At 45.2% G+C, this 24700-nt stretch carries 21 protein-coding genes and 1 pseudogene; 9 read left to right on the forward strand and 13 right to left on the reverse strand.

What is annotated here, in order from left to right; genetic code table 11:
• Position 1: 1 nt before the first annotated feature.
• The 10 genes from gspL to gspC all read right to left on the reverse strand — a co-directional run bounded on the left by gspL (position 2) and on the right by gspC (position 10406).
• A complete protein-coding gene (gene gspL / locus JK628_RS22375; protein ID WP_202287063.1) occupies positions 2-1192 on the reverse strand; it encodes a type II secretion system protein GspL in 1191 nt (396 codons plus the stop codon).
• Between the two features lie 44 nt (positions 1193-1236).
• The gene (gene gspK / locus JK628_RS22380) at positions 1237-2217 is read right to left on the reverse strand and encodes a type II secretion system minor pseudopilin GspK (protein ID WP_202287064.1); all 981 of its coding nucleotides are present in this window, start codon (positions 2215-2217) and stop codon (positions 1237-1239) included.
• A gap of 14 nt (positions 2218-2231) precedes the next feature.
• Positions 2232-2939: a type II secretion system minor pseudopilin GspJ gene (gspJ, locus tag JK628_RS22385; protein WP_202287065.1), complete on the reverse strand. Its 708-nt coding sequence runs from the start codon at positions 2937-2939 to the stop codon at positions 2232-2234.
• Positions 2920-3291: a type II secretion system minor pseudopilin GspI gene (gene gspI / locus JK628_RS22390; RefSeq protein WP_202287066.1), complete on the reverse strand. Its 372-nt coding sequence runs from the start codon at positions 3289-3291 to the stop codon at positions 2920-2922. The genes gspJ and gspI overlap by 20 nt, the downstream gene beginning before the upstream one ends.
• Before the next feature lie 44 nt (positions 3292-3335).
• Entirely contained in the window at positions 3336-3929 is a 594-nt protein-coding gene (gene gspH, locus JK628_RS22395) for a type II secretion system minor pseudopilin GspH (RefSeq protein ID WP_443019980.1), read from the reverse strand.
• A 1-nt stretch (position 3930) separates the two neighbouring features.
• Entirely contained in the window at positions 3931-4365 is a 435-nt protein-coding gene (gspG, locus tag JK628_RS22400) for a type II secretion system major pseudopilin GspG (protein ID WP_202287068.1), read from the reverse strand.
• A 70-nt stretch (positions 4366-4435) separates the two neighbouring features.
• Entirely contained in the window at positions 4436-5659 is a 1224-nt protein-coding gene (gene gspF / locus JK628_RS22405) for a type II secretion system inner membrane protein GspF (protein ID WP_202287069.1), read from the reverse strand.
• A 3-nt stretch (positions 5660-5662) separates the two neighbouring features.
• Positions 5663-7234 (reverse strand): type II secretion system ATPase GspE, encoded by a 1572-nt coding sequence (gene gspE, locus JK628_RS22410; RefSeq protein WP_202287071.1) that lies wholly within the window; start codon positions 7232-7234, stop codon positions 5663-5665.
• Entirely contained in the window at positions 7227-9404 is a 2178-nt protein-coding gene (gene gspD, locus JK628_RS22415; protein ID WP_202287072.1) for a type II secretion system secretin GspD, read from the reverse strand. Before gspD ends, gspE begins: the two co-directional genes overlap by 8 nt.
• A gap of 84 nt (positions 9405-9488) precedes the next feature.
• A complete protein-coding gene (gene gspC / locus JK628_RS22420; RefSeq protein WP_202287073.1) occupies positions 9489-10406 on the reverse strand; it encodes a type II secretion system protein GspC in 918 nt (305 codons plus the stop codon).
• A gap of 270 nt (positions 10407-10676) precedes the next feature.
• Between gspC and hslR the strand changes: the two genes are divergently transcribed.
• The 7 genes from hslR to JK628_RS22455 all read left to right on the forward strand — a co-directional run bounded on the left by hslR (position 10677) and on the right by JK628_RS22455 (position 17940).
• On the forward strand, positions 10677-11075 hold the full coding sequence (gene hslR / locus JK628_RS22425) for a ribosome-associated heat shock protein Hsp15 (RefSeq protein WP_202287075.1): 399 nt from the start codon (positions 10677-10679) through the stop codon (positions 11073-11075).
• Between the two features lie 15 nt (positions 11076-11090).
• The gene (gene hslO / locus JK628_RS22430) at positions 11091-11951 is read left to right on the forward strand and encodes an Hsp33 family molecular chaperone HslO (protein ID WP_202287077.1); all 861 of its coding nucleotides are present in this window, start codon (positions 11091-11093) and stop codon (positions 11949-11951) included.
• A 208-nt stretch (positions 11952-12159) separates the two neighbouring features.
• A complete protein-coding gene (locus JK628_RS22435) occupies positions 12160-13716 on the forward strand; it encodes a phosphoenolpyruvate carboxykinase (RefSeq protein WP_202287079.1) in 1557 nt (518 codons plus the stop codon).
• Positions 13717-13931: 215 nt separating this feature from the next.
• Positions 13932-14357, forward strand: a complete 426-nt coding sequence (locus JK628_RS22440) for a hypothetical protein (protein WP_202287081.1) — start codon at positions 13932-13934, stop codon at positions 14355-14357.
• Entirely contained in the window at positions 14354-14563 is a 210-nt protein-coding gene (locus JK628_RS22445) for a helix-turn-helix transcriptional regulator (RefSeq protein WP_202287082.1), read from the forward strand. The genes JK628_RS22440 and JK628_RS22445 overlap by 4 nt, the downstream gene beginning before the upstream one ends.
• A 603-nt stretch (positions 14564-15166) precedes the next feature.
• The gene (locus JK628_RS22450) at positions 15167-15889 is read left to right on the forward strand and encodes a helix-turn-helix domain-containing protein (RefSeq protein WP_202287083.1); all 723 of its coding nucleotides are present in this window, start codon (positions 15167-15169) and stop codon (positions 15887-15889) included.
• A gap of 188 nt (positions 15890-16077) precedes the next feature.
• On the forward strand, positions 16078-17940 hold the full coding sequence (locus JK628_RS22455) for a M14 family metallopeptidase (RefSeq protein ID WP_202287085.1): 1863 nt from the start codon (positions 16078-16080) through the stop codon (positions 17938-17940).
• 74 nt (positions 17941-18014) lie between these two features.
• Here JK628_RS22455 and JK628_RS22460 read toward each other — a convergent pair whose 3' ends face one another.
• The gene (locus tag JK628_RS22460) at positions 18015-18818 is read right to left on the reverse strand and encodes a class I SAM-dependent methyltransferase (RefSeq protein WP_202287086.1); all 804 of its coding nucleotides are present in this window, start codon (positions 18816-18818) and stop codon (positions 18015-18017) included.
• Between the two features lie 258 nt (positions 18819-19076).
• On the opposite strand from JK628_RS22460, the gene JK628_RS22465 reads away from it, so the two are divergent.
• Positions 19077-19832 (forward strand): hypothetical protein, encoded by a 756-nt coding sequence (locus JK628_RS22465; RefSeq protein ID WP_202287088.1) that lies wholly within the window; start codon positions 19077-19079, stop codon positions 19830-19832.
• Between the two features lie 1107 nt (positions 19833-20939).
• On the forward strand, positions 20940-21728 hold the full coding sequence (locus JK628_RS22470) for a hypothetical protein (protein WP_202287090.1): 789 nt from the start codon (positions 20940-20942) through the stop codon (positions 21726-21728).
• Between the two features lie 428 nt (positions 21729-22156).
• Here JK628_RS22470 and JK628_RS22475 read toward each other — a convergent pair.
• Positions 22157-22414 (reverse strand): annotated as a pseudogene (locus JK628_RS22475) (GIY-YIG nuclease family protein); the annotation flags it as partial.
• 11 nt (positions 22415-22425) lie between these two features.
• On the reverse strand, positions 22426-24609 hold the full coding sequence (locus tag JK628_RS22480) for a S9 family peptidase (RefSeq protein ID WP_202287092.1): 2184 nt from the start codon (positions 24607-24609) through the stop codon (positions 22426-22428).
• Between the last annotated feature and the right edge of the window lie 91 nt (positions 24610-24700).

The raw sequence follows: 24700 nt of genomic DNA on the forward strand, positions 1-24700 counted from the left end.
CTTATTTGCTCCTTATGGTTAAGGTGCTAGTGACTTCTGATTCACCGCTATTCATTGCACCGCCATCGAGCTTGTATGAGCGGGAAATTATCTCTTTAAACTTTTCAATCTGATCGTAACTCTTAGCCTTAACCTGCATGCGGATCTCGCTACGACCACTGTCAAAGCGTAATGAGGTTGGTTTTAAATCCGTGACTTGAGAAAATGCTGTTTTTGTTCCTTCCAGCATCGCAAAAAATTCACTACCACTGCCGCCACCTTGCATCTTACGTACATAGCTTTCCATTTGAGCACGCAGGTTAACGACGCGAGAACTGCCCGGAATAACCTGTTTATAGATCTGTTCGCTCTGCACCTTTACCGCATCAGCTTTAGTATTCATCTGATGGATATTGAGCCCTTTATTGACCAGCGCCAGCACCACCACAACAGCAAATACCACGACGGCATTGCGCCATAGACTCAAGTGCTTGCCATATTCGCGCTTAGGTTGATAAACGCCAGACAATAGGTTCATTGGCGCATTGAGTATACCTCGAGCGAGCACCAGCATAGGCAGATCGAGCGGCTGCTCTTTAACCTCGGCTCCTGTCAACGCCAATTCGGTATAACCAGCAACTGTGGTTGCCTCTGCACTATCGGCTAACAATAGTGGCAAAGCCAAATCTAACCAGTCTTTGTTTAGACTGACACCGCTACCCTCTCCCGTTCTAAGCAAAATATCTTGGCCAAAGGTAATCGCGGCCCAGTTACATTCCGCCAGCGGCAGTGCTAAGCAATCAGGTACGATACATTTGGCTTTAAGGCCTGCGTCGGCTAGCCATTCAATCCAATTTTGCATCTGCTCATGGGCGACAACCGCAATACTGAGAGCATCACCTTGACGTGGCCCGACAACAAAATGCAGTTCATCAACATCTTGTGCCAAATTTTCTTCCAGCATAAAAGGTAATGCTTTAATCGCTTGACGCTGCCCCTTTTCCGGCAGGTTTACCGTGGTTAATGTGATGCTAGATGCTGGGACTAAAACGTCAACCGCACGGTTACCCGCTCTTTCAGTAAGCGTTGACAGCGCACTGGCATCACTGAGCTCGCCAGAACCTATAATTTCTTGCTCCTGTTCAGACCAAATGAGCCACGAACATGGTTGCTCAAATGATTGTCCTAAACGGATGAATAGTCTTTCACTCACTGTTCTGTCTCCACGAGTCTCTTTAACTCATTAAAGGACTGTTGTTATTTTTGTCCGCCAAACTGCCGGGATAACACTTCTAATTTTTTGCTATCGCCTTTGAGCACACTTTCAAGCCTAAATACCGCGCTATCAACCTTGGCCCCCGCTTCCAGCAAAAAATAACTACTGGTCACGCCAAAGCTTGATTTTAGCTGTGCATCACTGGCTAAACTGGTGATAGAGGAGTTTTCCCAAAACTCATCTATTGTTTCAAAACCGTCACCAGGGCGCTGGTTAATGATGCTTTCGGCTTCACCCACCGAAATTTTATTATCGAGCATGCCAGCAATTAAAGCGGCGTGCTCGACAGGCACAGTATTAACATTTAGCACCTGGGTGTTATTACCCGGTACAGCACAAACGTAAGGCGCTATTTTCAGATAGATATCTTGAGTAAAGCCCATCACGGCGCGCAGTTCACTCTTGTGGCTCATCAAGGTATTAGCCGCGCGATAAGGGACATTACGCGACTCATACTCGGCATCTTCAGCACCGTATGGCCCAGCAGTCATATCCTCATCGATATAATCTTTCAAGGTGTGCGCTAAGCGCTCGGCGGCAAAATCATCCATACCCAATGCGACTAACAAGCCCTTAAACTGCACCGCAGGCAAAGGCATTTTGGGTTGACCATTTTCTACTTTCTTGGTCATTTGTGACAACGCATTTAGGTTAAAACATGACTGCATATCACTAATTTTACCGGCTATCTCACCCTTTTCAGCGGGGAAAATCACATCGGCTTGCGCCCAATACTGCTGCATATGCACAGTATCTGAATCGTCCAAATCTTGTTTCAGTACTTTCTTGGCTATCTCTTCGGCGGATATGGCGTACCAAAACGCTTGATCGTATTGCGCTAAATTTATCGTGCGTCTGACAGACAACTGGTTGCGAGAGGTGATATTGGTGGCAATAATTGCCACCATAGCCACAATCAATAACACCACAATGAGTGCAACGCCACCTTGTTTAGTCGGCATAGTAGATGACCTAATCAACCTTTTTTGCCCTCTTCGGAACTGTCATCGCCGTTGCTGCCATTATTTCCACCGCTGTTACCATTAGAGCCACTAGAACCACTACCTGCAGGCGCACCTAACGGCAGCAAAAACTTACGCTGCACCTTGCCTAGGTCTTCAAACTCAATTTCCATGGCTATCGCCTTGGGCAGATTGGTAGCGTCTGTCTTGCGCTCCCACTTATCTTCAGTGAAAAAAGCGTACTCCACAGAGATAACCTTTTCCATTATTACGGTTTTAATCGGTTCTGCACCTACTTCAGGTTCTGGGTAGGGGTAATACCAACGCTGCAGTTGCTCGTCAATCACCACATAAGCAACTGACTGCAAGCTGCCTCGAGGCAACATTCCATCTGGGTTGAGCCAGCCCAACCGGAAGAAAACCAATGACTCAGATTCGGAGTCGAGCATATTGTCACCGGCCTGAAATACTGTGGTAGCACGCCCCCCTTCGAGCAGTCTTGGCGTACGAGCCACCATCTGATTTAGATCGCGCTCAATGATCCCAAAACCTTGTTGCATCGCTTTTAATTTGCCCGCGAACTCGCGAGTCACAACGTCGTTTTGTAATACCGTGTGCAATACCGTATTTGCGGCAAGCCCTAACATGGCAAAAATTGCAATGGCGATCAGCATCTCTAGCAGCGTAAAGCCACGATTAGATCTAGTCTGATTTAAGGACATAACTGCTCACCTCAGCAATGACACGATCAAAACGCTCATCGTCACTGATGGTTATTCGTATCATTCTAAAATTATCATCGGTTGTCTTAACAACCTGTTTGCGCCAGTACCAATCTTTGCCCGCTAACTGTTCTTGACCATCTTTACGACCAATATCAGGAAACGTTGGCTCTAAACGAGCTTCAACCATTTGGTTATGCGCTACCCACTGTGCCATGGTGCGCTCTTCCAAGATCGGCATATTGGCCATCTGCTCGCCTAAACTCTTGGTAATTGATACCGCGGCAATAGAAAAAACCGCCAAAGCGACAATGACTTCAAGCAGGGTCATACCGCGCTGCTTATTAAACATAAGCACTTATGCTATTGCTAGTGTTTGTAAATTGCAGTGAATAGCTAGAGTTCATCATCTTCATGATCCAATTTTAATCTCCCCAACACATCGCCGACCACAACCACTTCGATCTCTTTATCCATTTCATTCTTAGTCACAAATGACAGCTCAAAGGCACTCATTTCGCCACTTGGGAACAGCAAGATTTGCGGCTCCGGATATTTCTTTTTATCGTCAGCTGACTTTTCAATCAGAGGTTCATCAAACCAGCTGTCATCCTCTTCGTCGTCTTGCACTAGCGGTAAACCATCCAGTACAAGATGCAACTCAATCCCAGGCTCCATCTGTTTTGCAGATAAAAGTCGGTCTTGCTCTAAGCGTTTCCATTTACCCTCTTCGTCGTAATAGACATATTCATAACTGTCTTTTTCGACCACAATGCCGATGAATTGGCCACTGAGTACTGTTTCATCTAGCACCATCTCTGCTGACATCATAAATTGCACCGCCAGACGTTCGAGCCCTTTCTGTTGGCTGGCGCCGCCCATACTTAAGGTCACAGCTGACGCCGCTAACCCCATCAGTAACACAACGAGCAACACCTCCATTAAGGTGAAGCCCGCTTGACGTGCTCGAGCAACGCGTGGCAATGTCATATTATTGGAAGTTCTGCAGATTCCAGTTACCAATATCATCTTCTGTACCGGCCTGACCATCAGGTCCTACACTGAAGATATCTAACTTACCATTTTCACCCGGACTTAGAAGCAGGTAGTCATTGCGCCATGGATCTTGTGGTAAACGCTTAACATAGCCATCTTCACGGTAGTTACGTGGCTCTGGCGACATATTTGGCTTCTGCACTAATGCTTCAAGACCTTGCTCTGTCGATGGATAGATACTGTTATCTAATCGATACATATCTAGCGCATTTTCCAGCGCGATAATGTCTGAAACTGCTTTTTGTTGATCGGCTTTATCTTTGTTGCCCATCAAGTTAGGCACAACCATTGAGGCCAAAATACCTAGAATAACGATAACCACCATCACTTCTAAAAGCGTAAAACCTTTTTGTTTACTACGAGTTTGCATTAAAAAATGTCCTTTAACTGAATGACTTAAATATCTCGCGATATGGCAATGCCAACATCGAAAATTTACGTTAACCACCGATAAGATTATTCAGCGCTAAAATCGGCTGAAGAATCGCTAACACAATAAATAGAACTACCGCTGCCATGCTAACAACCAACATAGGCTCAAAGACACCAAGAGCAATGGTAACATTTGACTCAAACTCACGATCTTGGTTATCTGCAGCTCGCTCCAACATCTGTTCGAGTTGGCCACTTTTTTCACCCGAGGTAATCATATAGAGCATCATTGGCGGGAAAAGTTTAGTATTTGCTAAGGCAGTACCCAAACTCGTGCCCTCGCGCACCCGCAGAGTGGCTTCTTCGACGGCGGCTTTTACTCTTACATTAACCAATACATCACTCGCAATACGCATGGCATCAAGCAGTGGCACCGAACTCGCGGCTAAAATACTTAAGGTACGCGCAAAACGAGCGGTATTTAAACTCTTACTGACTTTACTGATCACAGGCAAGCGCAATAATAGCGTATCGTATTTCATTCTATTGGCTGGTACCACGAGTAAGCGCTTCAATAACACAAACATTCCGATAAGCAGCCCAAGAACCAGCAAGCCGTAATCTCGGATGAAATCTGACGCACTAATGAGTAACTCAGTGGTCCACGGTAGCTCTTGCCCCATATGCTCGAACTGACCAACGACCTGTGGCACCACGGCCGCGAGTAAAATGGCGATCACGCCAACCGCAACAACCGTTAACACGACCGGGTAGATCATCGCTTGAGTCATCTTACTTTTCAGTTGTTGACGACGTTCGGTATAGTCAGCAAGGCGGTTTAAGACCACTTCTAAGTGACCCGATTTTTCGCCTGATGCCACCATAGCGCGATAGAGTTCATCAAAAATATGCGGAAACTCCGCCATGGAGTCGGCTAGGCTGTAACCCTCAACAACACGTGAACGAACCGCCATAATCATGCTGGCTAAACGATCTTTTTCACATTGTTGACCAACCGCTTTAAGCGCCTCTTCTATCGGCAAACCCGCGGCGACCAAGGTGGCAATTTGACGGGTAAGCAGGGCCAATTCAGACACAGATATGCCGCGTTTAAAAAAGCTCGCGCCAGCAGATTTAGCTTTACTCTCTTTTTCTACCACTGGTGTTATTTCCAGCGGCATCAAACGTAACTCTCTTAGTTGGCCTCGGGCATGCCTCGCGGTATCAGCTTCAACAACACCTTTTTGTTGCTTGCCGGCCTTATCTAATGCTTTATATTCAAATGCTGGCATCGGTTATTCCTCGCGAGTAACACGCAGCACTTCTTCAAGGGTCGTTTTCCCTAGCAGTACTTTACTCATACCATCATGACGAATACTTGGTACCGTTTTGCGAATATGCTTCTCAATCGCTAACTCGCCGCGACCGGTATGGATCAATTCACGCACACTATCATCGACAGTGAGCAGTTCATGGATCCCCGTACGACCGCGATAACCATTATGACCACACTCTTTACAACCTTTAGCGCGGCAAATGGTGCGTGGGTCATCAAGTGCAATACCCAGCAGCTCTCTTTCACGCTCGTCAGGTACATGCTCCTCTTTACAGTGCTTACATAAGGTTCTAATCAGTCGCTGCGCGAGTACGCCCAGCAAGCTCGACGACACAAGAAAAGGCTCAACACCCATATCTTGTAAACGTGTAATAGAACCTGAAGCAGTATTGGTATGCAGTGTTGATATCACCATGTGACCGGTCAACGAAGCTTGTACTGCAATTTGTGCCGTCTCTAAATCTCGAATTTCACCAATCATCACCACATCGGGATCTTGACGCAAGATAGCACGCAGACCGCGAGCAAATGTCATATCAACTTTGGTGTTGACCTGCGTTTGACCAATACCCTCTAACTCGTACTCAATAGGATCTTCGACAGTTAGAATATTGGTATCAATGGAATTGAGTTCAGTTAGGCCTGCATACAGGGTGGTACTTTTACCCGAACCTGTAGGCCCTGTGACCAAGATAATACCGTGGGGTTTGCGGATAAGTTCATCGAACTGCACTCGGACATCTTCAGTCATACCCAGCTGAACCAGATCTAAATTACCGGCATTTTTATCGAGTAGACGCAGCACCACACGCTCACCATGGCTTGATGGCATGGTCGATACACGAACATCGACTGCACGGCCTGCGATACGCAGTGAAATACGACCATCTTGTGGTACCCGTTTTTCAGCAATATCTAATCGTGCCATGACCTTAATACGCGATACTAACAGTGACGATAGTTTGCGATTTGGCTTTAGGACCTCTTTTAAGATACCGTCGACACGGAAACGCACGACCAGCTGCTTTTCATAGGTTTCGATATGGATATCGGAAGCTTCTTCTTTAATGGCTTCCGACAGAAGTGCGTTAATCAGTTTAATGATCGGTGCATCATCGTCACCCTCTAGCAAGTCCTCTGTTTGAGGTAACTCTTCAGCCAGGGTAAACAGGTCCATCTCGTTACCAATATCTTCCATCATCTGCTGCGCTTCTGATGAATTGGCTTGATAAGCTTGGGTTAAGCGTGTTTCAAACGCTGCCTCCTCTAGCTTGATCAGTGGTAACGACTTGCCGCTGTATCGACGAGCTTCCAACAGCGCCGATAAAGGCGTACCTGTTGTATGGTAGAGCGATAAAACACCATTCTCATCTTTATCTAATGCGGCATTAAATCGATGCGCAAATGCAAAAGGCAGCCGCTCCTTGCTGGTCGAATGAAAAACTTCGTCAGCTTCCGCTTCAGACACCAATCCAAGTTCATTTGATACTTGTGCTAGCTCATCAGCCGCTTGGATATTATTCTCACTCATCTGCTGAATCTTCATCAGTAGTTTGTTCTACTTCAGCTGCCTCGTCTGTGGTTTCGGCTTTCTCTGCGTCAGCATCTTTGCTCTCAGAGATACGCTTTAAGGCAGGGTCGGTTTCACGCATTTTAGTATCTAGCCCCTTGCCTGCTTTATAGCGATTCAGCACTTCATTCACCTCTTCAGGTAGATACGCCTCTTGATCCCACTCTTCTAGAATTGGTACATCGGTATTTGGCATTAAGTTAACACCACGTGCTTGCTGTTCAAGTTGCAGCGCACGGAAGTAGTTATACTTACGGCCTGCGATGCCTTCCATGGTGATACCGTCACGAATAATCGTTGGCTTAATAAACACCATTAAGTTGGTCTTTTTCTTGCCACTTGAAGATGACTTAAATAGATGACCAATAATAGGGATATCGCCCAAGAATGGCACTTTTTGCACCGACTCTTGTACCTCTTCTTTAATCAAACCACCCAGTACCACTATCTGGCCAGAATCAGCCATTACGGTAGTGGTTAAGCGGCGAGTAGCAAACGTTACATCGACACCTGTTTTACCGTTAATACCTGAGACCTCTTGTTCGATGGTGAGCTTAACCGCATTACCTTCGTTAACTTGAGGGATCACCTTTAGCTTAACACCGACCTCTTTACGCTCAACGGTTTGGAATGGGTTACTGTTGCCATTACTAGAGTTTTGGCTGCCCGTAAGGATCGGCACCTCATCACCGACAATGAATGAGGCTTCTTGGTTATCAAGAGTAGTAATTGACGGTGTAGCGAGTACATTGGACTTGGTATCACTCGACACAGCTTGAACCAGTGCACCAAAGTCGCCCATTGCCACGCCCCAAGCCATACCATTCACTTTACCTAACGCTTGTGCCAGCAGGGTAATATCACCTTGTGTATCTGGGTTATCAGTACAGGTTTGAGTATCACCAGAGCCTGTACATGTTTGCGATGCTTTTTCAGGCTGCGCCTGCCACACACCGGCGCCAATCTCACCAATGGTTGGGCCTAAGTTGTTAAACTGTGTTCCACCGCCGGCGGCTGTTGCCCACTGCACACCGAAACCAACATCATCACCTTCGCCGACTTCAACAATAATCGCTTCAACCAATACTTGCGCACGGCGGATATCTAATTGATTGATCACACTCTCGATGGTCCGCATCTGATCAGGTTCAGCACTAATAACCAGTGCATTGGTATCGTTATGCGCCATGATATTGATTTCATTACGACGCTTGCTACCACTTTGAGCTGAGCCGCCTTTCTCTGCAACGAGTTGATCGGCAAAACCGGTTAGCACTTCAACCAAATCTTCCGCTTTGGCGTAACGCAAATAGCGAACTTTAGTATTGCCGGTACTTGCTTGCTCGGCATCCAATTGTTTAATGAGTTTAACCACACGTTGACGACTCTTTTCGTCGCCACTGACGATCACGCCGTTGGTACGTTCATCAGCAACAACTTTAGGCGCCTGACCAGGCATTTGTGCTTGATTAGCCGTTGAACGATAAAGGGTGTCGATTATACGGACAATTTCGCCCGCTGAAGCAAATTCTAGTTTGACCACTTCAACTGCGGTATCACCTTGCTTGTCGACCCGACGTACAATTTCAACTAACTTATTAACAACAGCGGCACGACCTGAGATCATCAATACGTTTGATGGGTCGTAGTTGACAACATTACCACCGCCGGCATTATCATTCAGCTGACGCAGGAGTGGTGCGAGCTGCTTTGCTTCTGTGTTATAAAGTGCAACGATGCGGGTGACCATCTCATCACCCAAGCCAGGTGCATTATCATCTGCGACTCGAATAGATGCTGTTTTAGCATCTTTATCTTTGATGACCTTGATGATGTTGTTGTCCATTTCAACAACGGCATAACCATAGACTTGCAGTACGTTGAGGAAAAATTGATAGTATTGATCGTCATCTAAAAGATCATAACTTCTAACATTAATTTTGCCGCGAACGGTAGGATCGACAATAATAGTGCGATTCAAATTCTTACCAACAATGTTGATAAACTCTTGAATATCTGTGCCCTTAAAGTTAGCCGCATATTGCTCAGACCAGGCAAGCTGTGGCGCTAATAATGACGCTCCCATAACCATACCGGCGATTAGTCTGCGTCTAATCCTTTTATTATTCATTGTAATACGTCCCCTAAAACCTTTAATTGCGGCAAGCTCAATTAATTATTGCAGCAGCCTTTATTGTTATTGGTTGCTACTCTTTTATTGCGGCAAGCTAAACATAATTTCAATCAGTTGACCTTCACGCTCAACCATTAAGGCAACTTCAGTCATTTCTGGTAGTTGCCCCATAACCTCTAACGCCTGACTCATATTAGTCAAGTCGTAACCATTAATCGACTTTGCCAAATCATTGGGTTTGAATCCTGCCTCGATAAATAATTTTCTGTCTTTACCAGGGTTGAGTCGATAGCCCGCAAGCTCTCCACCACTTTTAACTGGAGAGATCGATAAATAATCGGTAATTTTGCTGGGATCAGCCAAGATCTGCTCGCGTGATGCACCTAACTCACGGGCCACTTCACGGTTTTGGCGTTGATCTATCCTTTTACCCTTAGGTAAGCTCTTGGCTTCTTGCAGTTGCTGATTAGCGTTGCTGTTGGTGTTGTACTCAAATCCATCCAACATAAGGGTTTCGTATCGTCCACTGTTAGTGATGATAATACGATCGGCATAGACCTCTTTTAATGAAGCCGATGTGCCTTTAATTTTATCGCCTAAGCCGTAGGTATCTTGACTACCACCAGATGCAATGACCGCTAAGCCCTTTTGCTCAGTCGTTGACGCGACGACACCAGTCAACTGAATTGACAGTGAGGTTTTAGGTGCATCGGTAATCACTTCTACTTTAGGAGCCACTTTAGGTTTGGTTGAAGCACTATCGGCGCGCCCAAACAACCCTAATTGTTGCAAAGCAGAAATATTTACCGCACCCGAGGAAGTCGAAGAGGCAGGCGTCGGCGTCCAGCGAGAAACTGCTGAATTATCAGGAACTAACTTCCATGTGATCTGTGCCAATAGCAACAGCACTAGCACAACACCTAGACCAAATATCGCTGAGCTAACGGGTTTTTGAGGCACACCCGCCGCTTTGGTTAAAAACTTATCTAATAAATCCATATTTATGTGGACCCTCTGCACAGGCCTCTGTTCTGATTATGATAATTTAGCAAATCCTGACTCATGCTAACCCACACTGCACCCTGCAACAAGCCCATAACAGCAGCAATGTTGGCGGTATTAGGCCAAATATGCTAACTTTACGCGCCTTAAAAGGGTGTGAAGCTTGCCACTCTTTTGCGAGTAGAGGCGTAAAGATTTGTATATTAATACTCAGCTTGTGAACTTCCCCCTACTTTAATAAAGGTTAATCTACCACTGGAGTCGCTCATGAACGGCAACGAGCAACAAGCATTAAAAGTCCGCTTAGACAAATGGTTATGGGCTGCACGCTTTTATAAGACTCGTGCCATCTCAAAAGAGATGATTAATGGTGGTAAAGTACACTACAACGGCCAACGTACAAAATCGAGCAGATATGCCGAGGTTGGCGCCACCATTAGATTAAGGCAAGGGTATGACGAAAAAGAGATCGTCATAGTAAAAATATCCGAACATCGCCAGAAAGGGTTAATCGCGCAAACCCTTTATGAAGAGACACCGCAAAGTATAGCGAAACGTGAGACATACGCCGAACAAAGACGCTTGAATATTCTTCATAATCCGGCACCCGACCAGAAACCGGATAAGAAACAGCGTCGCCAAATAATGCGCTTTAAAGAAAGTTAACACTGGAATACCGAAATGACTAAAGACAATTTATATCGCTACCTGTTTGAAAACGCCAGCGTGCGTGGTGAACTGGTACAACTAGAAAAGAGCTACCAAGAAGTGATTGCCGCCCATGACTATCCGTTGGCAATTCAACTTCTGCTGGGCGAATTGATGGCAGCAACATCACTACTAACGGCGACCTTGAAGTTCAGTGGCGATATTAGCATTCAATTGCAAGGTGATGGCCCAGTATCGTTAGCCGTAATCAATGGTAATAACCTGCAGCAGTTGCGAGGCGTGTCTCGCTGGACTGGCAACATTGCTAATGACACACCAATACAAACCCTGTTTGGCAAAGGACACATGGTTATCACCTTAACGCCAGATGACGGCGAGCGTTATCAAGGTGTGGTAGCACTCGATAAAGAAACACTAGCCGAATGCTTAGAAACATACTTCGAACAATCAGAGCAGTTACCAACTAAAATAAAGCTGTTTGCCGATACCCAGCAAGCAGCGGGAATGTTCCTGCAGGTGTTACCTACTGACGGTGACCATAATGAAGAGTTCGAACACTTATCTGTATTAACTGAAACTGTTAAACAAGATGAGCTCTTTTCGCTTGAAGCAGAAGAGGTACTGCATCGCCTCTATCACGAAGAGGAAGTACTACTATTTGACCCGGTTGCAATTACATTTAGTTGTACTTGCTCAAAAGAGCGTAGCGCGCAAGCGATTCGCACCGTCGCTAAAGAAGAGATTGATTCGATTATTGCCGAGCAAGGTAAAATCGAAATGGGTTGCGAGTACTGTAACAGTAAATACATTTTTGACGCCATAGATGTTGAAGCAATTTTTGCCAATGCAGCAAGCAGTGACGTCACTCAGTAAGTATTAAATCTATTAAGGCGCTCATTGAGCGCCTTTTTTATGATTAAACTCTTATATCTCTTTATCGAAAAATGCAGCATTAGTCGTCCCCCCATCACTTTTTGAGCTTTTTTTTGATCTTGTGCACATATTCAATTGCGCATACGTTACAATCGCTTCAAACAAAATAGCTGGCGCCATAGACCGGCATACCCAAACGACCCTACAGATGGAGACCTTACACATGGCGGATGGATCTAACCGCGAGTACCTTAACCTTTCTACAGGCCAATTAGTCGAGCTTGCGCTAGCGCGTGGCGAAGGTGAATTAACGGCAAACGGTGCTTTAGTTGCAAAAACTGGCGAGCGATCTGGTCGTTCACCCAATGACCGTTTTATCGTCAAAGAATCTAGTTCAGAAGCTGATATAGAGTGGGGAGCAGTCAACAAACCATTTGCAGCTGACGCATTTACAGCCCTTTGGAATCGTGTTGAAGCATATCTAGCGGATAAAGACACCTTTGTATCGAATCTAGAAGTTGGTGCAAGCAAAGAGCACTATCAGCCTGTGACTGTAACGACTGAATATGCATGGCACCAGCTATTCGCCCGCAATCTTTTCATCATTCCAGAAGAGTTTAATGCGGCAGATAAGCCGACTTGGCAGATCATCAATGCACCGGGGTTTGAGTGTGTTCCTGAGCGCGATGGCACCCATTCTGATGCAACCGTTATTTTGAACTTTGCTGAGCGTAAGGTACTGCTTGCAGGCCTTAAATACGCTGGTGAAATGAAAAAATCTATGTTCTCAGTGCAAAACTTCCTTCTACCAGCGAAAGGTGTATTACCAATGCACTGTTCGGCTAACGTAGGCACTGACGGCGATACCACGCTGTTTTTCGGTCTATCTGGCACAGGTAAAACCACACTTTCTGCCGATCCTAAACGCTTCCTTATCGGTGACGATGAGCACGGCTGGGCACCCGGTGGCGTCTTCAACATTGAAGGCGGTTGCTACGCTAAATGTATCGACCTTAGCGAGAAGAACGAGCCGGTTATTTGGGATGCGATTCGTTTTGGTACTGTGCTGGAAAACGTCGTGACTGATGAGAACCGTGTACCTGATTACACTAACTCTTCATTGACAGAAAATACTCGCGCTGCCTACCCGCTTGAGCACATCGCTCAACGTAAAGAGGAGAACTGCGGTGCAGAACCTCATGCCGTAGTGTTCCTAACTTGCGATGTGTCAGGCGTGTTACCGCCAGTGTCTAAGCTGACTAAAGAGCAAGCTGCATACCACTTCTTGTCAGGCTATACCGCTAAAGTCGGCTCTACTGAAATGGGCTCAACAGCAGCCATTCAGTCAACGTTCTCAACTTGTTTCGGTGCACCATTCTTTCCACGTCCTGCTGGCGTATACGCAGAGCTGTTAATGAAGCGTATCGAATCCTTCGGTAGCCAAGTTTACTTGGTTAATACCGGCTGGACAGGTGGTCCACATGGTATCGGTAAGCGCTTTGATATCCCGACGACTCGTGCCATTGTCGATGCGATCGTCAGTGGTGAGCTAAAGGATGTTGAAACTGAGTATCTTGAAAAACTAAACCTACATGTACCAGTCGCTATTCCTGGTGTAGACAGCAACTTACTCAACCCAGTTAATACATGGGAAGATAAGCAGCAGTATGCAGAGTTTGCACAGCACCTAGCTGAAAGTTTCCAAAAGAACTTTGAAAAGTACCAAGTGCCTGATTCTATCAAGAATGCAGGACCAAATGCTTAACGCTAGCCTCTAGTATAAGTACTTAAAAATCCCAGTTTAGCTCAGCTAAATTGGGATTTTTTTTACTCTAGATCTCCCTTACTTAACAGCTAATGACAGTCCCAATAAGTAAAGCTTAGCGAACTTTAAGTAAAGCAAGCTTGACTTTGATATCAAACAAGCCTAACTTTAAGTCAAGCCTGCTTTACATTGAAATCAGAAAAGGAACTGTAGCGATGAAAAAAATATTAGACACAATCTGCGTCAAAGGGTTGCCAAAACGTGATATTAAAAATGCTAATCTGGTTAACTTATTAGCACTGCTGTGGGCCGTCTCCCTTTTGATTGGCACCTACCTTGCTGAAGAAGGAGTACTAGATAGCCCTATCACCATAGCTATCGCCTTTGGAACACATACCATCATCGGCATCGCCATGCTGCTATCTTATAAGCGCTTTCTAATCCAACTCGATGAAATGGAACGTAAAGTACAGCTAGGAGCATTAGCACTTGCTGTCGGCGTGGCCATCATTAGCTTTTCCAGCTATTCAATTTTAGAAAGCGCAACGACTCTACCGCCTTTACAAACCTCTTACCTTATAGCGCTTATGGCCTTAGCCTATATCGTTGGTATTATTAAAGGAAGGTTGGCTTACCGATGAAAAATCGCTTAAAAGTACTCCGAGCCGAAAGAGACTGGACCCAAGCAGATCTGGCAGACAAGCTTGAAGTGTCACGGCAAACCATCAATGCGATAGAGAAGGGGAAATACGACCCCAGTTTGCCTCTCGCGTTTAAAGTCGCCCGTCTATTTGAGATCCCGATTGAGGCCATCTTCGAAGATGAAATAGAAGTCGAAGTGGGCTAAGTCAATAAGTCCTCTTAATTGGAGGACTTATTCATTGAGGCCATGGATGTCTCACTCTTTAGCTGAAGATATCTCGCTTTTCCCCTTATGTTGGGCGAGACCTAGTTCAAGCGTGTATTTATGGTTCCAATGACCTGCTGTGGTGCTGGATAGGATTAGAAAGCACCGAATTCCTCATTAATAACGCGAGCGCCAAAATTCAACCAAGCCTCAAACAAGATTTAGCTAATATTCCTTGTTATGCTGTAATATTCCACTTCATATTTATCCATGAATAGCCAAGAGTAGTCACTGTTTCACTAACTAAATCACTTGATATGGATAACAAAGGATTATATACCCGCTCTACTTCAAAGTGCATGTTTCAGAGCAGCCTGAGCGAATTCAATTCAAGGCGCATAGTTTTAACAATGGTCGTTCCCTTATAAGACAATGCAACACAGAAGTGGATACGCTCAGGAGCTCCCGCTGGGTGGGCTTAAAAGTGGTTTATACGACGTTACAGACCTTGATAATAGGCCAGCTATTACACATCGGTCTAGGCCTCGTCTAAACCACTTTTAATTCCCACTGAAATCACGCATCTTGAGGTAGAACGGGTTTATGACATTAGGTAATCAAATTAAACAGTGCCGTACAGCTCGAGGCTTCAGTCAGCCGGAGCTGGCTGAAATGGCGGGAATTGAGCAATCCTATCTATCAAAACTAGAGAACGATAAGTCCGCCCCCTCCAATGATGTGTTTCGTAGTCTACTTAGCGCCTTATCAATGAGTTCTTCTGAGTTTCTTCGCGGTATTGATACCCAAAAATACCGCCAACAATTAAACCAGATTGCCGACATAGAAGCCTTATTGTCTAATAGGGATAATCTAAAAATCCGCTCACTACGCCGCTTCCTCTATGCCGCCTGTGCATTACTCATACTTGGTATCACTTTCTTCTATACGGGTTTCAGTAAGCAGGTCTTCTCAGAAAACCAATATCAGTATCAATCTCTTGGTGTAGTACAGTCAGGTGAACCACTCGATATCTATTCATCTTGGAGCCGCACTTTGGATGCCACAGTTGAAAATAGCCACTCTATTAGAGAGCAGAAAAGGGTTGAAATTGCTAAGCGCAGAGATGACCACTACCTGCTAACGACTGACAACAGAAGCCAAAGATTTAATATTGACGTTGATGGGGGAAAAAGGATGTACTCCCTCGATAAAGAGGTGTCAGTACCACGAGCAATAAATGCATGGCTGCAGCTATTGGGAGTGCTGTTTTTTGCTGCTGGCATTGTCGGCTTTGGCTTAGAGCGACGTTTATATAAACTGCAGTAAAGCCATACACAGAATATCTACCAGTAATCGTCCATCTTTAGCAGCGTAATACCAATGAAAATGCGGACAGATTCAGTCGAATCTGTCCGCATAATTCGACACAGTTATCTAGTTGCACTTGTTAGCATTTTGATGAAGTATAACCCTTATAATAATTCTAAATTTATATAAAAGATGGACAATCTATCATGCGCCTAACACCTATATTGACTCGGAGAGCAGCCCTTACAGCTCTAGTTGCTCTTGCGACCAGTGCCACCAGCTTGAACACCATTGCCACAGAACACGATGCCACACCTCAATTGGCGACCACATACGTGAATGACGCCATTTTGCCGCCGATGATTGAATGGCACGGCAAAAGCGAATCGCTATTGGCCGCACCGGACAGTGAGTGGGCGACTCCTTTTGAAAAGAACGGCCTTAAAACAAGTCCAAACTATGACGAAACATTCATCTGGTTAGATAAGCTTATTGCTCAAAGTAATATGCTCAAAAAAGTCAGCATAGGTAAGAGTCCACAGGGACGCGATATTTGGATGATTGTGGCCTCTAAAGAGGGTGCCGAAGACGCTACGACTCTACTTAAGGGTAATAAGCCAAGTGTATTGGTGCAAGCAGGGATCCATTCAGGCGAGATCGATGGTAAAGACGCGGGCATGATGCTGCTACGCGACATGGTATTTGGCAATAAATCAGCATTGCTTGATAATGCCAACTTACTGTTTGTACCGATTTTCAGCGTTGACGCCCATGAGCGTTCAACTCAATTTAATCGCGTCAATCAAAGAGGGCCGGTTAATATGGGCTGGCGTACTACCGCCAACAACCTCAACCTCAATCGTGATTACGCCAAAGCAGACACCCTCGAGATGCAACACATGCTGCGCGCCATCAATATCTGGCAACCCGACCTATACATTGATGTGCATGTTACCGACGGCATTGACTATCAGTATGACGTCACCTTTGGCTACAACCTCGCTCAAGGTCTTAGTCCGGCAAGCTATAAGTGGTTAGAGCACAGCTATCGCCCCGCAATTGAATCCGCACTCACCGATGAAGGACATATCCCAGGGCCATTAGTTTTCGCCATCGATAATACTGATATCACCAAGGGCATGTCGTTATGGAATGCTGGCCCACGCTTCTCCAATGGTTACGGCGATGCCCGTCACTTGCCGACTATTCTAATTGAAAACCACAGTCTAAAGCCGTTTAAGCAGCGCGTACTCGGCACTTATGTGATGCTCGAAGCCACTTTGAAGACTATTGGCAAAGATGCAACCAAGCTTAAGTCGGCGATCCAACAAGATAAATACCGCTACTCATCACGACTAACACTGACCTGGAAACAGGAGCAACAAGCTCAAGGTTGGGACTTTAAAGGCATCGGTTACTCGATGGATCAAAGTCCGATAAGTGGCAACGAGATTGTCCGTTGGAATGGCGAAGCTAAGCTATACCCGAACCTCCCCGTGATCGGTGGTACTAAAGCAGATATTAAAGTGAATCGCCCAACGGCCTACTTTATCCCGCCGCAGTGGACAGACGTGATTGAACGCTTAAGTGTGCATGGCATACGCATGACGACAATCAGCAAGCCAAGAGAGCAGAAACTACAGCAGTATCAGTTTTCCGAACCTAAATTTTCGACAGCTGATTATGAAGGCCGGCAACGTGTTAGCGCTGATATCAGCAGCCAGCGAATCGATACCACTTTAGCTGTCGGTACAGTGCGTATCGATACCGATCAACCACTAGGCGATCTCGCCATACTGCTGCTTGAGCCGCAATCGCCCGATTCACTATTTCAGTGGGGTTTCTTTAACCCTATTTTCACTCGCACCGAATATATTGAAAACTATGCAGTTGAACCGTTGGCAGCACAGATGCTAAAAGCGGATCCTGCACTGCAAGCCACATTCAATGAAGCGCTAAAAGATAAGGACTTTGCCGCTAATCCTCAAGCGCGCCTACGTTGGTTCTATGAGCGTAGCCCGTATTATGATAACCAATACCAGATGTACCCCGTGCTAAGAAGCAACTAAAAACAGTTGCGCTTCATGAACAAAAAACAGCGCCAAAAGGCGCTGTTTTTTGTGATGACGGCATGATATTGCTCTTAAGCCTTTTTGATCCCGGATATTGCATAGGTTAGCGGTAGACGTTGGCCTTGCTGCTCAACAAAATAACGCTCACATTGGGTGTTGCCTGTCGCGAGTTCAACCTCAACAACCTCTTTAGTGAGTCCGTCAAAACAGTCATATGGGCTAAAAGGGTACTCATTGAATGACTCTATTTCGATGCCTGCACGGATCAATGCATTAAGCACATCAGACAGAGAATGCGACCAACTGATAAAGGTCTCAGTCTCATCACCGGCGTTCTCGGTGTAAGTCGGTTCATCTTCAACATCGGGTTCATCTTGGTGGAAGTAGCTATAGCCTTCAAATACTGCTTGTGCAGGATGAAACTCCACCATATAAAACTGACCACCAGCCTTGAGTTTACTCGCTATAGTCTGTGCCCACTTGTCTAAATCAGGTAGCCATACGATGGCGCCATAAGAGGTGAATACAATATCGAACTGCCCCGCTACCTGCTCTGTCACCTTATAGACATCGGTACAAACAAAATCAGCATCCAAACCTGCTTGGGTTGCCAATGAATCAGCTTGTTCAATAGCCGCAATAGAGAGATCCACACCAGTGACCTTGGCTCCAAGTCTCGCCCATGACAATGTATCTAAACCAAAATGGCATTGTAGGTGTAATAGACTTTTGCCTGCTACATTCAACGCCGCAAGCTCTATCTCTTGCAAAGAGCTGTTACCCTTTAAAAAACCAGTCACATCGTAGAAGTCTGAAGTGACATGGGTTTTCACACGGCGATCCCAACCCTGTTGGTTAACTGATAAATAATCCATAAGCTTGCTTCCATTCCAATTGCGCCAACTGATTTGGCTATTCGCTATCAAACCCTTGAGTAAAATCACTAATAATGTCGATTCTGGCCAAATTGATGAGCGAATTCACCACTAAAGATTAAGGTAACAATAAAACATCATAATTAAAACAACTAGATAACCACTTGGCACGTTACCTGCAAACATTAGAAGCAAAGCAGTACGACTCAATATTGGTCACAAAAATAGAAAACAAAACAATAACAAGGACACCGTATAATGAAACTACTCTCTAGCCTTTTTGCTGCAGCGATTGCACTCACTCTCTCTGGTTGCATCATCAATGTTAATGGTGCCCATGCAGGACCTATGGATCACCAGAAGAAGACCATTAAGATTGAAGCCGCTGGCATCGACACACTTGTTGCTGACACCGGTGCTGGAGACTTGAAGATCCAAGGCGTTGTAGGGCTGACTCAAATCACCGTTATTGCCGACATATATACTTACGGCGATATCAAAGCTGATTTAACCTTAGATAAAAAGGGCAGTAACGCAAAATTGGTTGCTGAGTTTGACAGCAATATCAATTTCAGCCGCTCTCCTTACATCGATCTAACCATTCAAGTTCCTGCCGATATGATGCTAAAGCTTGAAGATGGCTCTGGTGATATTGAGATTAGCAATGTCACTGCAAATATCCAGCTTGAAGATGGCTCAGGTGACCTTTCGATTCAAGGCGGTAATAACCTCAACATCATCGATGGCTCAGGCTCGGTATCGATTAGCAACACCACAGGCACACTGACCCTTGAAGATGGTTCTGGTTCAATCAACTTAAACGGCATCGGCGGCGATACCAACATCGATGACGGTTCTGGCGACATGACAGTAACCAACGTCAATGGTCACGTAGTGATTGATGATGGTTCAGGCGACATCGAAGTCGACAACACCAAAGGACTTAGCATTGTCGATTCAGGTAGCGGCGATCTGAGTGTCGACAATATCAATGGTTCAGTGAGCATGAACTAGCCTGGCATTGAGTCGAGTTGCTTGTGCAAGTAAATCACTCAAATTCACTTTTTTAACCCATTTATAAAATTTATTCTAAAATTAACTCAAGGATGAGTAATCCTTCCCGGCGCAGGTGCTGTTGTCGATTAATGTGCTAACGGTCAGTTATGCTGACCTTAAGCACACTAGAGTACAGCAGCGTCCTGCCCACCCTTTCAGGATCTCAGCTGGATTATCAGCTGGATTATCAGCTGAGTTTCGACAATTTCCTTCCTTTTTATCGTTACTCTGTCATCCGAAGTTAACTTCAATATTGGTGGTTCCAATTTCCTTGAATTGGCGCTCATCCCCGTAGTTTTATAGTTGCGATTTCATTTTTATAAACCAAAGTCAAAGTCGTGGTGCTTCGCCCACACCAGAGCCAAGGGGCAAAGCGCTTGCGCCCCTTGGCAATCCCTCAGCGCCCCGGCGAAATTTCTGAGAAACGAAACTTCCAACGGGGAAGATTACTGCCTGCAAGTTTGGCTAATTAGGTTTTACTATCGATATTCACTGAAGTGAGATGTACATAATCTCAAAAGCTTTTACTGGTAACTTCAAACACAGATAGTTTACGCTTTAATAATTCAGTACAGATACGGCTGAGGCCGTTGAAAACAAGGTGAGAGATAGCGCAGTGATCAAGCTTTCGAACGAGAGGCATGGATGCCGAACTGGCCTTTAAATAAGGATATTATTTGTTTTTGTTGAACTTACAAGCCCAAATATGTTCTATTCAGAATCTGGCATTTCCTCCATCCCTGGAGGTCAGACATACTAGCAGCGAGCCTCGATAACGTCTGCACATAAGGTCGTTCAATTTGATCACGACATTCGGACATCCTGTCCAGTACCACCGCAGGCAATTGGAACCATTAGATATAACAGAGTACTCTGCACTGAATCGTACACAAAAAGTACCCACGGAGCTTAGCCACAGATAATTCTGTAACATTTGAGAAAAGGCACATAAATTAATGTGGCTGTGGCAGCAGCCAAGTCCAACAAGCGATTTACACCTTGCAGATAACACAACACATAAATACTAAGACGTTAAGTAGCAATCTATAGGTCGGAGGAAAAGCGATGGATGAAGATTTGGAATTGGATTTCAGTGAGTTCGAATATCTATTCAACAAAGAATCTGATCTTTTTAAATTTGGTGGAATCTTAAGAGCCGAAATAAATATTTCTGAAAAAAAAGTAAGAAATAAGAGAGTTGAAATTGATGTCCGAAAAAATCAAACTGGTACAAAGAATAAGCGTGCATACAGTCTCTCAAGTCATCCTAGAGAAAAGACTAGCTTTGAAAAAAAGGCTTGTTTATTAATTGACACCAACAAATCCAATGATTCTTGGTTAACGACAGCCTTGTATATTACAGAGCAAGATGGCTTTATGAACCATGAACTTTTTGTACACCTATGGGATGATAACAGAACGAAAACTCAGTTTAAGGAATTGAATATATGCAAGGAAGTCGTTGGTATATACCTTGAACTGTCATTTCTCATCAATGTTTTTGGGATCGAGAATACTCTGATCAGAGTGCTTAACGATGCAAACCTTGCTCAGCAAGATTTAGTTAGGGAGTTTCTAATGACTACGATCTCTAAGCAGGAACGAGGTTTAAGAGGAAATGACTTCGATATTTGCTATATAAATGATAGAAACAAAAGTAGGCATAAGGCTAATGCATTGTTTTATCGAATTGATGAGCTGCATCGTAAAATCAAAAGTGGCGCTGTTACCGACATGAGAGAAGCTGTTGCATGGGTTTTAAGTAAAGATATATCCGAGCTACAAGATTTAAATCCCAAGTTACTTGAAGATATAAGAGTAATTCCAGTGAATGATGTGCTGATGCATGCCTAATCGGGTAGCCGGAGGTATCTAACCTCCAGCCCCACCCTGCATACGGTTCCGCGCACGACTGAATGGATTCAGGAGACAGAGAAACGGAGAAGCGGTTACCGAGGGCGGTTCATTGTGAGCGCCTAATTTAAAATTTCTTAAGATAGTCTTTGCATAAGAAAAAAAGGCAGGGCGGCCGTATCTTTCTATCGAGTCTCTATTTCAAACTCATATGCCGAATTAATGCATTTTCCAACCTTGTGTAGATACGGTTGAGACCACAAGGCCAATTATGTTCCAGACAGAATTTGGCATTTCCTCCGTCCTTGGAGGTCAGATGTGCTTGCGGCGAGTCTCAGCAGTGTCTGCACATACGGTCGTTCATTCACATCCGTGTGATCACGACATTCGGACATTCTGTCCAGCACCACCGCAGGCAATTGGAACCACTAGGCCAACTCCCCTGCTATCAACGCCAGTTTCTTAATCCTTGGCCACTTCTTTAACGCGATCTCACGCTTAAGCGCATCACTGCGGCTGCCTACCGTTTCCGAATAGGCTAACGTCAGTGGGCCTTTACCCCGCAGAAACTTGGCTGACTTGGCACTATTACTCTGATGCTCTTTAAAGCGCCGGGTCACATCGGTGGTGACGCCTGTGTATAGGTGGCCGTTGGCACAGCGCACCATATACAAAAACCAGATTGACTCAGTTGCCACTATTTGGCAGTTACCTTATCTACACTTTTAGCCAAGCCACTATCTAAGCCAAGCAAGCCGATGAAGAAGGCGTACTCTTGCGCTTTGTCTTCATAGCGGCGATAACGGCCACTCTTACCACCGTGCCCCGCTTCCATATCGGTATCAAACAGCAGTACATTATTGTCGGTCTTCATATCGCGCAGCTTAGCGACCCACTTAGCAGGTTCAAAGTATTGAACTTGTGAATCGTGTAAGCCGGTAGTGACTAGCAAATGCGGGTACTCTTGCGCTTTAACTTGATCATATGGCGAATAACTTAGCATGTAGTCAAAATAGACTTGCTCGTTCGGGTTGCCCCATTCGTCATACTCGTTAGTCGTGAGCGGGATTGATTCATCCAACATAGTCGTTACCACATCAACAAACGGCACGTGCGCTGCAACGGCAAAGTAGCTTTGTGGTGCTTGGTTTATCACCCCGCCCATCAGCAACCCACCAGCACTACCACCTGCCGCGACAACCTTGTCTTTATCTCCATAGCCTTGTGCAACTAGTTCCTGGGTTACGTCGACAAAGTCATTGAAGCTATTTTGTTTATTGAGCATACGCCCATCGTCATACCAACCACGTCCAAGCATTTCCGAGCCACGTACATGGGCAATCGAATAGATAAAGCCACGATCCAGCAAGCTCAAGATAGAGGAGCTAAAGTCAGGATCAACCGTGTAGCCATATGAGCCATAGCCATATTGGTACAACGGGTTAGTCCCATCTTTGTTGAACATGTCTTTGCGGTAAACCAGAGTCACAGGAACCTCTTCACCATCACGCGCTTTGACAAATAATCGCTCTGCTTGGTAAAGCGTGGCATCAAAGCCACCGAGCACTTTTTCTTGCTTCAGCAGCTCACGTTGATTGGGCTTTGCCAAATCATACTCGTAGACAGACTCTGGCGTGGTCGGGCTAGAGTAATACACTCTGAGTTTGTCGCTATGCTGGCTAGCATTCACATCAAAGCCAACCACATAAGCGGGATCATTGAACTCAAGTTCAAAACCCGCAGCCATATCAAAATCTTGCCCCTGCAATGGATACACATGAATACGACTGATGCCACGTTCACGGGTTTGCACCACCATGTATTGGTCTAGTAACAGTACATCTTCAATTCTTGATTGTTCATCGTGGCCAATAACATCTTGCCAAGCTTGCTTGTCAGCAGCTTTATCTACCGCGACTTTCATTAAGCGAAAGTTACTCGCCTGCCAGTTGGTTAAGATGTAATAGCTGCCAGCCAATTTAGAGACCGAATACTCATGCCCCTCTTCTCGTGCCAATATTGGCTTAAACTCGCCTAACGCCGCATTAGCATCCAGCATTGATACCTCACTGGTAATGGTACTTTCTGCGTACAGGGCGATTGAGGTTTCGTCGAGTGATTTACCCAGGCCAATATAAAAGGTGTCATCTTTTTCTTCATACACCAGTACATCTTCAGTTTGTGCTGTCCCCAGTTGATGGCGAAACACCTGATAACCGAGCAAGGTTTTGGGATCTTTAGCGATATAGAATAGATGTTGATTATCATTGGCCCATACGACGTGACCGTCAGTACCTTCAAGCTGATCTTCGATTAGCTCACCTGTATTAAGATCTTTAAAGTAGAGGGTATAGATCCGGCGACTGAGTAGGTCCTCACCAAAGACTAATTTACTTTCATCAGGGCTGACCGATATGCCCCCTAAACCGTAAAAGTCATGACCTTTAGCGCGATCGTTGACGTCAAGTAGCACTAACTCATCGCTACTTTTTAACTCAGTTTTCCTAGCCACTACCGGATATTCAAAGCCCGCTTTGTAGTAGCGGTAATACCAATGATTATGCCAAAAATAGGGCACGCTCGATTCATCCTTATCAAGTCTGCCGATCAGCTCTTCAAATAGCTGCTTTTTAAGTGCGTCGTAAGGCTGAAATTGCACCTTGGTATAGTCATTTTCAGCATTAAGGTGAGCAATGATCTTAGGGTCTTTACGCTCGTCATCACGCATCCAGTAATAGTCATCGATACGAGTTTCACCATGCAGCTCCATAATGTGAGGAATTTTGTCAGCTTTAGGTGGCTCAATTTGCGTTGTTGCGGTCATATTAGTACATCCGAGTAGCATTACGCTGCTTAGTGTGAAGGCGAAAAGTAGTTTCATTTTGCATATCCTTATGAGCAAAAATATAGCGGCGAGACGGTTCATCGCCATGGCCACATTTCTGTATGCTGCAGCTTGTCATTTTAATCAA

The sequence above is a fragment of the Shewanella sp. KX20019 genome (assembly GCF_016757755.1).
Taxonomy (GTDB): domain Bacteria; phylum Pseudomonadota; class Gammaproteobacteria; order Enterobacterales; family Shewanellaceae; genus Shewanella.

Excerpts from the sequence above, each read along its gene's own strand:
- gspJ (WP_202287065.1), bottom strand. The coding sequence starts at position 2,939 with ATGTCCTTAAATCAGACTAGATCTAATCGTGGCTTTACGCTGCTAGAG.
- JK628_RS22435 (WP_202287079.1), top strand. The coding sequence starts at position 12,160 with ATGGAGACCTTACACATGGCGGATGGATCTAACCGCGAGTACCTTAAC.
- gspK (WP_202287064.1), bottom strand. The coding sequence starts at position 2,217 with ATGCCGACTAAACAAGGTGGCGTTGCACTCATTGTGGTGTTATTGATT.
- hslR (WP_202287075.1), top strand. The coding sequence starts at position 10,677 with ATGAACGGCAACGAGCAACAAGCATTAAAAGTCCGCTTAGACAAATGG.
- JK628_RS22455 (WP_202287085.1), top strand. The coding sequence starts at position 16,078 with ATGCGCCTAACACCTATATTGACTCGGAGAGCAGCCCTTACAGCTCTA.
- JK628_RS22450 (WP_202287083.1), top strand. The coding sequence starts at position 15,167 with ATGACATTAGGTAATCAAATTAAACAGTGCCGTACAGCTCGAGGCTTC.
- gspG (WP_202287068.1), bottom strand. The coding sequence starts at position 4,365 with ATGCAAACTCGTAGTAAACAAAAAGGTTTTACGCTTTTAGAAGTGATG.
- JK628_RS22440 (WP_202287081.1), top strand. The coding sequence starts at position 13,932 with ATGAAAAAAATATTAGACACAATCTGCGTCAAAGGGTTGCCAAAACGT.
- gspI (WP_202287066.1), bottom strand. The coding sequence starts at position 3,291 with ATGTTTAATAAGCAGCGCGGTATGACCCTGCTTGAAGTCATTGTCGCT.
- gspD (WP_202287072.1), bottom strand. The coding sequence starts at position 9,404 with ATGAATAATAAAAGGATTAGACGCAGACTAATCGCCGGTATGGTTATG.
- JK628_RS22445 (WP_202287082.1), top strand. The coding sequence starts at position 14,354 with ATGAAAAATCGCTTAAAAGTACTCCGAGCCGAAAGAGACTGGACCCAA.
- JK628_RS22480 (WP_202287092.1), bottom strand. The coding sequence starts at position 24,609 with ATGAAACTACTTTTCGCCTTCACACTAAGCAGCGTAATGCTACTCGGA.
- JK628_RS22465 (WP_202287088.1), top strand. The coding sequence starts at position 19,077 with ATGAAACTACTCTCTAGCCTTTTTGCTGCAGCGATTGCACTCACTCTC.
- gspH (WP_443019980.1), bottom strand. The coding sequence starts at position 3,929 with ATGACATTGCCACGCGTTGCTCGAGCACGTCAAGCGGGCTTCACCTTA.
- JK628_RS22460 (WP_202287086.1), bottom strand. The coding sequence starts at position 18,818 with ATGGATTATTTATCAGTTAACCAACAGGGTTGGGATCGCCGTGTGAAA.
- gspF (WP_202287069.1), bottom strand. The coding sequence starts at position 5,659 with ATGCCAGCATTTGAATATAAAGCATTAGATAAGGCCGGCAAGCAACAA.
- gspE (WP_202287071.1), bottom strand. The coding sequence starts at position 7,234 with ATGAGTGAGAATAATATCCAAGCGGCTGATGAGCTAGCACAAGTATCA.
- gspC (WP_202287073.1), bottom strand. The coding sequence starts at position 10,406 with ATGGATTTATTAGATAAGTTTTTAACCAAAGCGGCGGGTGTGCCTCAA.
- JK628_RS22470 (WP_202287090.1), top strand. The coding sequence starts at position 20,940 with ATGGATGAAGATTTGGAATTGGATTTCAGTGAGTTCGAATATCTATTC.
- hslO (WP_202287077.1), top strand. The coding sequence starts at position 11,091 with ATGACTAAAGACAATTTATATCGCTACCTGTTTGAAAACGCCAGCGTG.